General features: G+C 66.2%; 10 protein-coding genes and 2 pseudogenes. 8 read left to right on the top strand and 4 right to left on the bottom strand.

The genetic code is table 11. The features are described from left to right. The 3 genes from PQB87_RS17885 (at position 1) to PQB87_RS17875 (ending at position 3,177) form a co-directional block, all read left to right on the top strand. Positions 1–1,260 carry an ABC transporter substrate-binding protein gene (locus PQB87_RS17885; RefSeq protein ID WP_489243418.1) on the top strand — a complete coding sequence of 420 codons (1,260 nt, stop codon included), beginning with the start codon at positions 1–3 and terminating at the stop codon, positions 1,258–1,260. 70 nt (positions 1,261–1,330) lie between these two features. Continuing rightward, positions 1,331–2,299, top strand: coding sequence for a carbohydrate ABC transporter permease (locus PQB87_RS17880; protein WP_489243417.1), 969 nt, complete (start codon positions 1,331–1,333; stop codon positions 2,297–2,299). A gap of 26 nt (positions 2,300–2,325) precedes the next feature. Further along, positions 2,326–3,177 (top strand): carbohydrate ABC transporter permease, encoded by an 852-nt coding sequence (locus PQB87_RS17875; RefSeq protein WP_489243416.1) that lies wholly within the window; start codon positions 2,326–2,328, stop codon positions 3,175–3,177. Positions 3,178–3,388: 211 nt separating this feature from the next. On the opposite strand, the gene PQB87_RS17870 is transcribed toward PQB87_RS17875, so the two are convergent. From PQB87_RS17870 to glcC, 4 genes and pseudogenes are all read right to left on the bottom strand, one after another. Further along, positions 3,389–4,663 (bottom strand): tetratricopeptide repeat protein, encoded by a 1,275-nt coding sequence (locus PQB87_RS17870; RefSeq protein ID WP_489243415.1) that lies wholly within the window; start codon positions 4,661–4,663, stop codon positions 3,389–3,391. A gap of 190 nt (positions 4,664–4,853) precedes the next feature. Continuing rightward, a pseudogene (locus PQB87_RS17865) lies at positions 4,854–5,151 on the bottom strand (DEAD/DEAH box helicase); the annotation flags it as partial. Positions 5,152–5,186: 35 nt separating this feature from the next. Then, positions 5,187–5,624 (bottom strand): annotated as a pseudogene (locus PQB87_RS17860) (DUF6306 domain-containing protein); the annotation flags it as partial. A 247-nt stretch (positions 5,625–5,871) separates the two neighbouring features. Next, positions 5,872–6,642, bottom strand: a complete 771-nt coding sequence (gene glcC / locus PQB87_RS17855; protein ID WP_027790226.1) for a transcriptional regulator GlcC — start codon at positions 6,640–6,642, stop codon at positions 5,872–5,874. 230 nt (positions 6,643–6,872) lie between these two features. Between glcC and glcD the strand changes: the two genes are divergently transcribed. The 5 genes from glcD to PQB87_RS17830 are packed head-to-tail and all read left to right on the top strand — an operon-like array spanning position 6,873 to position 13,334. Further along, positions 6,873–8,372 carry a glycolate oxidase subunit GlcD gene (glcD, locus tag PQB87_RS17850; RefSeq protein ID WP_060068019.1) on the top strand — a complete coding sequence of 500 codons (1,500 nt, stop codon included), beginning with the start codon at positions 6,873–6,875 and terminating at the stop codon, positions 8,370–8,372. Continuing rightward, on the top strand, positions 8,372–9,448 hold the full coding sequence (gene glcE, locus PQB87_RS17845; protein WP_489243414.1) for a glycolate oxidase subunit GlcE: 1,077 nt from the start codon (positions 8,372–8,374) through the stop codon (positions 9,446–9,448). Before glcD ends, glcE begins: the two co-directional genes overlap by 1 nt. Positions 9,449–9,472: 24 nt before the next feature. Beyond that, a complete protein-coding gene (glcF, locus tag PQB87_RS17840; protein WP_059688124.1) occupies positions 9,473–10,693 on the top strand; it encodes a glycolate oxidase subunit GlcF in 1,221 nt (406 codons plus the stop codon). Positions 10,694–10,713: 20 nt separating this feature from the next. After that, positions 10,714–11,118, top strand: coding sequence for a GlcG/HbpS family heme-binding protein (locus tag PQB87_RS17835; RefSeq protein ID WP_027790222.1), 405 nt, complete (start codon positions 10,714–10,716; stop codon positions 11,116–11,118). Between the two features lie 41 nt (positions 11,119–11,159). Further along, positions 11,160–13,334, top strand: coding sequence for a malate synthase G (locus PQB87_RS17830; protein ID WP_124546474.1), 2,175 nt, complete (start codon positions 11,160–11,162; stop codon positions 13,332–13,334). Positions 13,335–13,405: the final 71 nt, after the last annotated feature.

Raw genomic sequence — 13,405 nt, 5'->3', positions numbered from 1 at the left:
ATGACACATCGCCCCCTTCGCTTCGCCGCCCGGCTCGCCACGGCCGCCGCTGTCGCACTGGCATCGCTCGGCACGACGGCGCCCGCCGATGCCGGCACGCTGACGATCAACATCGCGTTCAAGGGCGCCAGCCAGCGCGCGGTCTGGCAGTCGACGCTCGACGCGTTCCACAAGGCGCATCCCGACATCGACGTGAAGGCGACCTTCGTCGACGAGGAAGCGTACAAGGTGCAGCTCCCCGCCTGGCTCACGACCGTCGCGCCGGACGTCGTGAACTGGCACGCCGGCGAGCGGATGGCGTACTACGCGAAGCGCGGGCTGTTCGAGGACCTGAGCGGCGACTGGACGAAGAACGGCTGGGGCGCGATGTACGCATCGACGCGCGACGCATCGTCGTACAACGGCAAGCAGTACGCGGCACCGACCGTCTACTACTCGTGGGGGCTGTTCTACCGCAAGGACCTGTTCCGCAAGGTCGGCATCGCCGACGAGCCGAAGACGTGGGACCAGTTTCTCGACGCGTGCAAGAAGCTGAAGGCGGCCGGCATCACGCCGGTCGCGATCGGCGGCCGCGACGCGTGGACGCTCGCCGGCTGGTTCGACTATCTCGACCTGCGCCTGAACGGCAACGCGTTCCACCAGCAGCTGATGGCCGGCGACGTGCCGTACACCGACCCGCGCGTGAAGAAGGTCTACACGACGTGGAAGTCGCTGATCGACGCGGGCTACTTCATCGACAACGCGCTGTCCTACGATCTCGACGGTGCCCAGCCGTTCCTGTTCCAGGGCAAGGCCGCGATGATGCTGATGGGCACCTTCATCGCGGCGGGTTTTCCGCCGAACGTGAAGCAGGAAATGGGCTACTACCGCTTCCCGATCATCGACCCGAAGGTGCCGACCGCCGAGGATGGCCCGGTCGAATCGCTGCATATCCCGACGAAGGCGAAGAACAAGGCCGACGCGCACACGTTCCTCGCGTTCGTCGAAAACCCCGAGATGGGCGCGAAACTCGCGGAAGGCCTCGGTTCGCTGTCGGCCAACAGCAAGTCGCCCGAGCCGGCCGATCCGGTCTCGCGGATCGGCTTCCGGATTCTTGCCGACACGAAGGGCGGCGTCGCGCAGTTCTACGACCGCGACATGACGAAGGAAATGGCCGACGAGGGGATGAAGGGCATGCAGCAGTTCCTCGCGAATCCGGCGCAGCTCGATACGGTGCTCGCGCAGCTCGAACAGACCCGCAAGCGGATCTACAAGAAGTAATGCCGTGACCCGCGCGGCGGTGCTCCGCCGCTGCGGCTGCCCCATCGTTCGCTCGTTCAGGAGCCCTGCCGTGTCCAGTCCGATTTCGTCCCGACACCTCGAGCCGCCCGCCGCGCCGCCGGAACCGCTGCACCCTCGCGCGCCTGCCGCGGTTACCGCTGTTGCATTACCCGCGCGCCGCCCGTCGCCCGCCGTGCGGCGGCAACGGCGCGCCGCGTGGCTGTTTCTCGCGCCGGCCTGCGCGATGGTTGCCGTCTATGTGATCTGGCCGATCCTGTCGACGCTGTGGCTGAGCCTGTACAACTGGGACGGGATGACCGAGCGCACGTTCGTCGGTCTCGCGAACTATGCGGAGCTGCTGCAAGCGCCAACGTTCTACACCGCGCTGCGCAACAACGTGATCTGGCTCGCGCTCTTCATGCTCGCGCCGCCGCTCGGCCTCGCGCTCGCGCTGTACCTGAACCAGGCGGTCGCCGGCATCCGGCTCGTGAAGTCGCTGTTCTTCGCGCCGTTCGTGCTGTCGGGTGTGGTCGTCGGCCTGATCTTCTCGTGGTTCTACGATCCGACGTTCGGGCTGCTCGCGCTGATCGCCGGACACGGCATCCCGGTGCTCGGCGACGCACGCTACGCGACGTTCGGCATCGTGTTCGCCGCGCTGTGGCCGCAAACCGCGTACTGCATGATCCTGTACCTCACCGGCCTCACGTCGCTCAATCCGGAACAGATCGAAGCCGCACGCATGGAAGGCGCGCGCGGCTTCGCGCTGCTGTGGCACGTGGTGCTGCCGCAACTGCGGCCGACCACGTTCATGGCGATCGTCGTCACGGTGATCGGTGCGCTGCGCAGCTTCGACCTGATCTCGGTGATGACGAGCGGCGGCCCGTTCGAGAGCTCGACCGTGCTTGCGTATTACATGTACGACCAGGCGATCAAGTACTACCGGCTCGGCTATTCCGCGTCGATCGCAGTCGTGCTGTTCGCGATCATGCTCGTCTACATCGTGTTCCAGTTGCGCCGCCTGCTGCGCAACGAGCAGTGACCTGACCTTCCGGGGATGCCTTCATCATGTTTCCGACACCCGTTGCCCAATGGAAGCCGGTATCGCGCCGGCTGTACAAGCTGTCGCTGCCCGTCGCGCTCGTGATCTGGCTGCTGCCGATGGTCGCCGTGTTCGTCACGTCGGTGCGCTCGACCGAGGAACTCGTCGAAGGCCACTACTGGGGCTGGCCGCGGCACTTCTCGATGATCGAGAACTATCGCGATGCGCTGACCACGTCGCCGATGCTGCATTACTTCTGGAACAGCGTGCAGATCACGGTGCCGTCCGTGCTTGGCTCGATCGCGCTCGCGGCGATGGCGGGCTTTGCGCTTGCGACCTACAAGTTTCGCGGGAGCACGGCGCTGTTCGGCACGTTCGTCGCGGGTAATTTCGTGCCGGTGCAGGTGCTGATGATTCCGGTGCGGGACTTGTCGCTCAGGCTCGGCGTGTTCAATACGGTCGAGGCGCTGATCCTGTTTCATGTCGCGTTCCAGACGGGGTTCTGCACGCTGTTCCTGCGCAACTTCATCAAGCAACTGCCGTTCGAGCTGATCGAGGCGGCGCGGATCGAAGGGGCGGGGGAATGGACGGTGTTCTGGCGGATCGTGTTGCCGTTGATCCGGCCTGCGCTGGCTGCGCTGGCGATTCTTGTGTTTACGTTCGTGTGGAATGACTACTTCTGGGCGCTGTGTCTCACGCAAGGGGATGAGGCTGCGCCGATCACGGCAGGGGTTGCCGCGTTGAAGGGGCAATGGACGACGTCGTGGAACCTCGTGTCGGCCGGGTCGATTCTGGCGGCGTTGCCGTCCGTCGCGATGTTCTTCGCGATGCAGAAGCATTTTGTGGCGGGGCTGACGTTCGGGGCGACCAAAGGCTGAACGCGCGCAGCCCTGCGTATTCGTATCTCCCCCTCCGCATCGAGAGGTTGCCCGCTTCGGCGGGCTTTTTTTATCTTCGCGGATCGGGATGGATGTCGCCAAACGATCTGCAAGCGACCGCCAGATTTCACGACGACGGTCACCTGGTGACTGCGCAAGCGCCCAACAGCAAATGCGGCCTTCGGTGACTCACACCCCATCCCGGTTTTAATTACGGTGACGCGATGAAATTCTTTATCGATTGTATTTCGAATTTCGCCAAATCATATTCAGCCCACGAAACCGGACATAGGGAAACAGCCGTTTCGAAATTTCTCGTTGCATCCTCCATCTTGCCGGCCATCATATTCGCTTCCCCGATATAAGTCTCGGCTTCACATTGACGCGTCCCAGGAGGCCCGTCATCACCCTTGGCCGCTGCCACCCTGAGTTGGTCGGCATCTATTTTCGACAGGAAGTAATCGATGATCGGGCGAGGCCAGGATTCCTGATTCCGCAAGCTCGAAGATTCGCCGTTCAGGCTCACCCGATCATCCACGCCGTGCCGTTGCGATGCCAGATGCTTCCAGATCAGCATGTATGCAACATCTTCGGAACTGCTGTTTTCCCTGTTGTTGTCCAGCCATGCATTGGCTTCACGCAATGCGGCCGCATAATTCTTTGTATAGAAATTCAGCTTCACGTCTTTCAAGACAGCATCCCAATCTCGCGGATCGAGTTGCAGCGCCTTGTTCAAATTTCGGCGGGAGTCGTCATACCTTCCCATCGACATATACACCTGGCCGAGATTCACGTAGGTCGTCGACGCATTTTTATCCGCGGCCAGCGACTCGTTCAATTTGTCGATGGCGACCTGATACAACCCCATATCCGCGAAAGCCATTGCATAACTGTCTTTTGCGTCGATGCTCCCAGGATCGAGCTCCAACGCCTTTTTCAGGTCCAGGAGAGCATGATCGAAATCCAGCATCAATTTATAAGAACCCGCCCTGTGCACATAGGCGCCTGGATCTGATGGATCAATATTAATTGCCCCCGTAAAGGCGTCTACGGATTTTTCATACTTGTTCGACAAGGAGTATCCAAGACCCGCGAACCTGTAAAGATAGGACGCAAGCCTATAATTTTTTCCCTCGTCGCTTATTATTTTCGCCGCAGCCAAGGCATCATCCGCGGAATTTTCCCGCTCGTGGATCTTGTCGTATGCAAGACTTCTCCCTACCAGCGCGTCAAGAAGAAGCGGGTGCAAGTTGAGCGCCGCGGTGTAATAGCTGATGGCTAGCGGGTAGTTTTGGGCTTTTTCTGCTGCCTGCCCACGTTGAGCGAGCGTGACAGCTGTCTGTTGCGCGCTTGCTGAATCTACCGTCGCCGGTGCGAGCGAGGGGTCAGTGGTTACCGTTTTGCCGGGCTCGCTAGCCAATACCTCGGTCATTGGAACCAAAATCAACAACATTGCCGAGACGACGGATAGAAGCGATCGGTTCATAGGTCGGTTGGTAACTGTTTAGCGCGTGGTTCAAGCGGCGTACGTGGCATCCGGCGGCGGCGATGATCGACAGAGAATGGCGCCGCCCGCCGGATAGTATCGACTATTACGCGATGGCCGCGAATGGGGTTGGCCCAGCCCGTCTCGGCGCAGGCACCGTTGCCGCGCAATCACAGTCGGAGCCCGTTTCTTCGAGGGCCTTGCCGGACTCGACGAAGCTTTGCAGTACTTGTCCGGCCGGTTCACGCGCAGGCGCGAGCAGGCGCGCGGTTGCTCGACACCGCCGGGCCGTGTCGGACGAAGCGTTGCAGCAGCGGCTGCGCAAAACCCGCCGTTTTGCCCGTGCCGGTTTCGGCCGCGGCCATGACGTACTCGCCACTCGGCACGGCAGGAATCGCCTCGGCCCGCACCGGCTCAGGTGTCTGGTAATCGAGGCCCTGCAGATGACGCAGCAGAGGCTCGATCAGGCGAAGCGAGGCAAATGACATGGACGTATTCCGGGCTGAAACCGCAATCCTGGCGATTACGGCGCACGTTGCGCCCCGTCCGCTCCGCCGCGCAGCCGCACATCGACCGCCCCGATATTCTTCTCGTGCGCCACCAGCATCAACGACAGTGCGTGATGCATGTCCCGATCGGCGAGCGTCGGCAGCAGCGTCTGCAGCTTGCGGACCACCCGGCGCTGGCCACGATTCAGGAACGCCATCCGCTCCGCCAGATCGTCGATCGCCATTGCCTTCTCGTAGAACACGCCGGTCGCGCGCGTCGGTTCCGCATCGAGCGACCGGATCGCATCGACGAGCACGCTGCACCAGTGCGCGTCATCCTGGCGAATATGGGCGATCAGCCGCTGCAGTTCAGGATCGTCGCTCACCTCGGCCGCCGTTTCGGATGCGACACGCGCGCCTGCGCGCTCGGCCTCCAGCAGTTCGTCGAGCATCGCCACCAGCGCGGCGCGGTCTTCATGCGGAGTCGGATCGGCGCGGGCGTCAGGCCCGCCGCCATGCGTCGGAATCGACATGCAGCACCCTCCTGTCAGGATCGATGGCGTAATACGTGCGACGGTACACGGCGCGTGTTGCACGAACGTGCAAATCAGGGCGTGCCTCGTGCCATATACGTCACATCATGATGCAATAACCAATCAACCCGCATCGTCAACGCACTTCGCTTGATGGACGTCATGGCACGAACACACCGGTGCCTGCTCACGTCCACCCTTCAAGCCGCAACGTCGACCGCACGAGCCGCTGCTCCTCCTGCTCGATCTCCCTCAGATATTCGACGCACTGGCGGATATGCTCGCTCGCCGCCTTGCGCGCCTGCTCGGGCAGCCGCCCGGTCACCGCGTTATAGAGCCGCGCATGCTGGCGATCGATCTGCTTCTTCAACGGCTCGCGGTGATAGAGATTGTTCACCGACGCAAACACCGAACTCAGCAGCAGATCCGTCAGCGACTGCAACGTATTCACGAGCACCGGGTTATGCGACGCCTCGCAAATCGCGAGATGAAACGCGTGATCGAGCTTCGCGCGCGCGGCCGGGTCGAGATCCTGCGCATCGGCCGCGGTCATCTCGTCATAACGACGCTTGATCAGGATGAAATCGGCAGACGTTCCGCGCAGCGCCGCCAGTCGCGCGGCCTCCGTCTCGAGCATCCCGCGCACTTCGAACAGGTCGTACAGCGTGCGCGGCTGCGAGCCGAGCAGGTGCATCATCGGCGAGACTTCGCGCTGCGGGGTCAGGCTCGCGACGAACGAACCCTTGCCGTGCGTCGTCTCGATGATCCCGCGCGCGCGCAGCAACTTCATCCCTTCGCGCACGGCCGTGCGCGACACGCCGAGCTTCTCGGTCAGCCGCCGTTCGGACGGCAACGCCTGCCCGGCCTTCAGCACGCCGTCGACGATCAATTGCTCGATCCGCTCGGCGACGACATCGGCGACATTGCGCGCCGGCGCTTGTCGATCCTGCATTTCCATACTGGTATGACCACTTTGGACGGATGTCGCCGATTTTCTCATAAACCCTTGTCGTGACTGGCTTTTACGTCAAGACCCACCCCGGCTTCACGGCACGCCTCGAAAAACTGGTATGACCACACTCGCGACGTATGGACACACACCGGCCGGCCGCCAAGAATGCCGTCCATCCGGCGCGTCGCGCATCCCGCGGCCGCCCGCATGGTGAAGAGTGGAGACGGAGACACACGATGAGTTTCACCTACGACGAACGGATCGACGGCCCGCTGGCGACCGTCGGCCGCGACACACTCGTCGCCGCACTGCACGCGGCGGCGCCCGGCCTCGACGTGCTGCATGAGCGTGAAGCGCTCAAGCCGTTCGAATGCGACGGCCTCGCCGCCTATCGCACGGTACCGCTCGCGGTCGTGCTGCCCGACACGGTCGAGCAGGTGCGCGCGGTGCTGCGCGTCGCCGCCGCGCTCGGCGTGCCGGTGGTCGCGCGCGGCGCGGGAACCGGGCTGTCGGGCGGCGCGATGCCGCTCGAAAAAGGCCTCCTGCTCGTGATGGCGAAGTTCAACCGGATTCTCGACATCGACCCCGATGCCGGCGTCGCGCGCGTGCAGCCCGGCGTGCGCAACCTCGCGATCTCGCAGGCAGCCGCGCCGCACGGCCTCTACTACGCGCCCGATCCGTCGTCGCAGATCGCGTGTTCGATCGGCGGCAACGTCGCCGAAAACGCGGGCGGCGTGCACTGCCTGAAATACGGGCTCACCGTGCACAACATCCTGAAGGTCGAGATCCTGACGATCGACGGCGATACGCTCACGCTCGGTGCCGACGCGCTCGACGCACCCGGCTTCGACCTGCTCGCATTGTTCACCGGCTCGGAAGGGATGCTCGGCATCGTCACCGAAGTGACCGTGAAGCTGCTGCCGAAGCCGCCGAGCGTGAAGGTGCTGATGGCGAGCTTCGACGACGTCGCCGAAGCCGGTGCCGCCGTCGCGCGGATCATCGGCGCGGGCGTGATCCCCGGCGGCCTCGAGATGATGGACAACCTCGCGATCCGCGCGGCCGAGGATTTCATCCACGCGGGCTATCCGGTCGACGCACAGGCGATCCTGCTGTGCGAACTCGACGGCTCGCCCACCGACGTCGACGAAGATGCCGAACGCGTCGCCACGCTGCTGCGCGATGCCGGCGCATCGGAGATCCGTGTCGCGCGCGACGAGGCGGAGCGCCAGCGCTTCTGGGCCGGTCGCAAGAACGCGTTCCCGGCGGTCGGCCGCATGTCGCCCGACTACTACTGCATGGACGGCACGATCCCGCGCCGCGAGCTGCCGCGCGTACTCGAAGGAATCGCCGCGCTGTCCGCCGAATACGGGCTGCCGGTCGCGAACGTGTTCCACGCGGGCGACGGCAACATGCACCCGCTGATCCTGTTCGATGCGAGCCGCCCCGGCGAACTCGACCGCGCGGAAGCGCTGGGTGGAAAGATCCTCGAGCTGTGCGTCGCGGCGGGCGGCAGCATCACCGGCGAGCACGGCGTCGGGCGCGAGAAGATCAACCAGATGTGCGTGCAGTTCAACGCCGACGAAATCACGTTCTTCCACGCGGTGAAGGCCGCGTTCGATCCGCAGGGCCTGCTCAATCCCGGCAAGAACATCCCCACGCTGCACCGCTGCGCCGAATTCGGCGCGATGCACGTCCATCACGGCAAGCTGCCGTTTCCCGAACTGGAGCGTTTCTGATGCGACGCGAAATCGAATCGATCGACGACAGCGCGGCACTCGTCGCCCAGGTCGACGCGGCGATCCACGACCGCCAGCCGCTGCACATTCGCGGCGCCGGTACCAAGGCGTTCCTCGGCCGCCCCGTCGAAGGCCGCACGCTCGACGTGCGCACGCATCGCGGCATCGTGTCCTATGACCCGACCGAACTCGTCGTCACCGCACGCGCGGGCACGCCGCTCGCCGACCTCGAGGCGATGCTCGATTCGGCCGGCCAGATGCTGCCGTGCGAGCCGCCGTCGTTCGGCGGCGCGGCCACGGTCGGCGGCATGGTCGCGGCGGCGCTGTCGGGCCCGCGCCGCCCGTGGGCCGGTGCGGTGCGCGACTTCGTGCTCGGCTGCCGCGTGATCACCGGCCACGCGAAACACCTGCGCTTCGGCGGCGAGGTGATGAAGAACGTCGCGGGTTACGACGTGTCGCGGTTGCTCGCGGGCGGCTTCGGCTGTCTCGGCGTCGTGACCGAGGTGTCGCTGAAGGTGCTGCCGAAGCCTCGTGCAACGTGCGATCTCGCGTTGCCGCTCGCAGTGGACGAAGCCGTGCAGCGCGTCGCCGCATGGCGGCGCGCGGGGCTGCCGCTCGCGGGCGCCTGCCACGCGGACGGCGTGCTGCGCGTGCGGATCGAAGGCGGCGAGGGCTCGGTGAAGGCCGCGCGCGACACGATCGGCGGCGACTGCATGGACGACCATGACGATGCGTTCTGGGCACGGCTGCGCGACCTTGCGCTGCCGTTCTTCGACGACCCTCGCCCGCTGTGGCGCGTGTCGGTGCCGGCCGCCGCACCGCTCGACGCCCTGCCCGGCGCGCTGCTGGCCGACTGGGGCGGCGCACAGCGCTGGCTGAAAAGCGACGCCGCACCGGCCGACGTGCAACGGCTCGCCGCGCAATGGGGCGGGCACGCGACCTGCTTCACGCCGGGCACGACGCGCGAGCCGTTCCAGCCGCTGCCGCCCGCGCTGCTGCGCGTGCACCGCCAGCTCAAGGCACAGCTCGATCCGCATGCGATTTTCAATCCCGGCCGCCTGTACGCCGATTTCTGACGCGAACCCGATCCCGACCCGCCGATGCAAACCAATCTCAGCGAAGCAAGCAAGGCCCTCGCCCGGGCCGACGAAGCGGAAGCGATCCTGCGCGCGTGCGTGCACTGCGGCTTCTGCAACGCGACCTGCCCGACCTACCAGGTGCTCGGCAACGAGCTCGACGGGCCGCGCGGGCGCATCTACCTGATCAAGCAGCTGCTCGAAGGCGAGCCGTGCGGCGAACGCACGCAGCGGCATCTCGACCGCTGCCTGACGTGCCGCAACTGCGAGACGACCTGCCCGTCCGGCGTGCGCTATCACACGCTGCTCGACATCGGCCGCGCGGAAGCCGAAAAGCGTGCGCAACGGCCCGCGCGCGAGCGCCTGCTGCGCGCGGGGCTGCGGCACGTCGTGCCGCGCCCGGCGACGTTCGCCGCGTTGCTGAAGGCCGGCCGCGCGCTGCGCCCGCTGCTGCCGGGCACGCTGCGGGACAAGATCCCGGCCGCCGTGCCCGCGGCCGCGCCGCGCCCGCCCGTGCGCCACGCGCGGCGCGTGCTGATGCTCGAGGGCTGCGTGCAGCCGTCGCTGTCGCCGAACACCAATGCGGCCGCCGCGCGCGTGCTCGACCGGCTCGGCATCAGCGTGAGCCCGGCGCGCGAGGCCGGCTGCTGCGGCGCGACCGAATATCACCTGAACGCGCAGGATGCCGGCCTCGCCCGCGCACGCCGCAACATCGACGCATGGTGGCCCGCGATCGAAGCGGGCGCGGAAGCGATCGTGCTGACGGCAAGCGGCTGCGGCGCGTTCGTGAAGGAATACGGCGACCTGCTGCGCTCCGACCCCGTCTACGCGGAGAAAGCGCGGCGCGTCAGCGCGCTCGCGCGCGACCTCGCGGAAGTGATCGCGGCCGAGCCGCTCGACGCGCTGGCCGAATCGACGCCGCGCCGCGTCGCGGTTCATTGCCCGTGCACGCTGCAGCACGCGCAGCGGCTCGGCGGCGCAGTGGAAAACATCCTGACGCGGCTCGGCTTCGATCTGACGAATGTCGCCGACGGCCATCTGTGCTGCGGCTCGGCCGGCACGTATTCGCTGACGCAGCCCGAACTCGCGACGACGCTGCGCGACAACAAGCTCGATGCGCTCGAAGCCGCGCGGCCGGACCTGATTGTCACGGCCAACGTCGGCTGCCAGACTCACCTGAACGGCGCGGGCCGCACGCCGGTGCGCCACTGGATCGAGCTCGTCGACAACCGACTCGTCAACTGACCTGATTCCGGAGGATCTCCATGCAGACGAAACCCGAACTCGAACTGGCCGATGCCGACCGCATGCTCGCCGCCGCCCGCGCGGAAGCGGAACGCCACGGCTGGGCCGTGTCGATCGCCGTCGTCGACGACGGCGGCCACCTGCTCGCGTTTGCACGCCTGGACGGCGCATCGCCGGCCAGCGCCTGTATCGCGCAGGACAAGGCGCGCGCGGCGGCGCTCGGCCGGCGCGAGACGAAGGCGTATGAGGATATGATCAACGGTGGCCGCACCGCGTTTCTCAGCGCGCCGCTGACGGGGCTGCTCGAAGGCGGCGTGCCGGTCACGGTCGGCGGCCGGATCGCGGGCGCGATCGGCGTGTCTGGCGTAAAGTCCGAACAGGACGCGCAGATTGCCCGCGCCGGCACACAAAGCGTCGCGGTATGACCAGCCAAGCCGCGCGCGATTTTTCCCCGGGAGGATTAACGATGATCGACCAAGCAGGACTGCAAGTCGCGCCAGCGCTGAGCCAGTTCATTGAAAACGAAGCGTTGCCGGGCACCGGCATCGACAAGGCCGCGTTCTGGAGCGGTTTCTCCGCCCTGGTGCACGACCTGGCGCCGCGCAACCGCGAGCTGCTCGCGGAACGCGACCGCCTGCAGCAGGAACTCGACACCTGGCACCGCGCGCACCCCGGCCCGGTGCGCGACCACGCCGCGTATCGCGCATTCCTCGAACAAATCGGCTACCTCGTGCCGGTCCCGTCGAACGTCGCGGCAGCCACCGCGAACGTCGACAGCGAGATCGCGACGCAGGCCGGCCCGCAGCTCGTCGTGCCGCTGTCGAACGCGCGTTATGCGCTGAACGCCGCGAACGCCCGCTGGGGCAGCCTGTACGACGCGCTGTACGGCACCGACGCGCTGCCGGAAGACGGCGGCGCCGAACGCACCACGGCCTACAACCCGACGCGCGGCCAGCGCGTGATCGACTACGCGCGCAACGTGCTCGACAACGCGGCGCCGCTCGCGAGCGGCTCGCACCGCGACGCGCTGCGCTACCGCGTGCAGGACGGCCAGCTTGCCGTCGAAACCGCCAAGGGGATCGTCGGCCTCGCGCAGCCGGCGCAGTTCGTCGGCTACCAGGGCGCGGCCGACGCGCCGTCCGCGATCCTGCTGAAGCACAACGGCCTGCACCTCGAGATCCAGATCGACGCATCGACGCCGATCGGCCGCGCCGATCTCGCGAACGTGAAGGACGTCGTGCTCGAAGCCGCGGTCAGCACGATCATCGACTGCGAGGATTCGGTCGCGGCGGTGGACGCCGACGACAAGGTCCAGCTCTACCGCAACTGGCTCGGCCTGATGCAGGGCACGCTGGTCGAGGAAGTCGCGAAGGGCGGCAAGACCTTCACGCGCCGCCTGAACGCCGACCGCGAGTACACGACGCCCGACGGCGGCACGCTGTCGCTGCACGGCCGCTCGCTGCTGTTCGTGCGCAACGTCGGCCACCTGATGACCAACGGCGCGGTGCTCGACCGCGACGGCAACGAGATTCCGGAAGGGATCCTCGACGGCGTCGTCACGGTGCTGTGCTCGCTGCACGACCTGAAGGCGAAGCGCAACTCGCGCACCGGCTCGATCTACATCGTGAAGCCGAAGATGCACGGCCCGGTCGAAGTCGCATTCGCCGATACGCTGTTCGCGCGCATCGAGGATCTGTACAACCTGCCGCGCAACACGCTGAAGATGGGCATCATGGACGAGGAGCGCCGCACCAGCGTGAACCTCGCCGCGTGTATCGCCGCCGCCGCCGCGCGCGTCGCGTTCATCAACACCGGCTTCCTCGACCGCACCGGCGACGAGATGCACACCGCGATGGAAGCAGGCCCGATGATCCGCAAGGGCGACATGAAGTCGTCGGCGTGGATCCAGGCTTACGAGCGCAACAACGTTCTCGCGGGCCTGTCGGCCGGCCTGCGCGGCCGCGCGCAGATCGGCAAGGGCATGTGGGCGATGCCCGACCTGATGCACGCGATGCTCGAGCAGAAGATCGCGCATCCGCGCGCCGGCGCGAACACCGCGTGGGTGCCGTCGCCGACCGCCGCGACGCTGCACGCGCTGCACTACCACCTCGTCGACGTGCAGGCCGTCCAGCAGGAACTCGAGAAGACGCCGTACGCGAGCGAACGCGACACGCTGCTCGAAGGGCTGCTGACCGTGCCGGTCGTCGAGCGCGCCGCGTGGAGCGAAGCCGAGATCCTGAGCGAAGTCGAGAACAACGCGCAGGGCATCCTCGGCTACGTCGTGCGCTGGGTCGAACAGGGCGTCGGCTGCTCGAAGGTGCCCGACATCCACGACGTCGGCCTGATGGAAGACCGCGCAACGCTGCGCATTTCGAGCCAGCACATCGCGAACTGGCTGCGCCACGGCGTGATCACCGAGGCGTTCGTGCTCGACGTGTTCAAGCGGATGGCGCGCGTCGTCGACCAGCAGAACGCCGGCGACCCGAACTATCGCCCGATGGCGCCCGGCTACGACCAGTCGACCGCGTTCAAGGCCGCGTGCGCGCTCGCGCTGCAGGGCACGTCGCAGCCGAGCGGTTATACCGAGCCGCTGCTGCACCGGTTCCGGCTCGCGTTCAAGGCGCAACAGCACGGCGGATAAGCACGGCCGTGCGGCGGGTTTCCGGCGTGCCGGGAGCCCGTATGCCGGCAGCCCGTATGCCGGGCTTCACG

It is taken from the genome of Burkholderia sp. KL41 (assembly GCF_057005415.2).
This window is presented reverse-complemented; position numbering and strand designations above follow the sequence as displayed.

Bases quoted from the DNA above. Each gene is read 5' to 3' on its own strand.
- PQB87_RS17835 (WP_027790222.1), top strand. From the start codon at position 10,714: ATGCAGACGAAACCCGAACTCGAACTGGCCGATGCCGACCGCATGCTC.
- PQB87_RS17870 (WP_489243415.1), bottom strand. From the start codon at position 4,663: ATGAACCGATCGCTTCTATCCGTCGTCTCGGCAATGTTGTTGATTTTG.
- glcF (WP_059688124.1), top strand. From the start codon at position 9,473: ATGCAAACCAATCTCAGCGAAGCAAGCAAGGCCCTCGCCCGGGCCGAC.
- PQB87_RS17885 (WP_489243418.1), top strand. From the start codon at position 1: ATGACACATCGCCCCCTTCGCTTCGCCGCCCGGCTCGCCACGGCCGCC.
- glcD (WP_060068019.1), top strand. From the start codon at position 6,873: ATGAGTTTCACCTACGACGAACGGATCGACGGCCCGCTGGCGACCGTC.
- glcE (WP_489243414.1), top strand. From the start codon at position 8,372: ATGCGACGCGAAATCGAATCGATCGACGACAGCGCGGCACTCGTCGCC.
- PQB87_RS17830 (WP_124546474.1), top strand. From the start codon at position 11,160: ATGATCGACCAAGCAGGACTGCAAGTCGCGCCAGCGCTGAGCCAGTTC.
- PQB87_RS17875 (WP_489243416.1), top strand. From the start codon at position 2,326: ATGTTTCCGACACCCGTTGCCCAATGGAAGCCGGTATCGCGCCGGCTG.
- glcC (WP_027790226.1), bottom strand. From the start codon at position 6,642: ATGGAAATGCAGGATCGACAAGCGCCGGCGCGCAATGTCGCCGATGTC.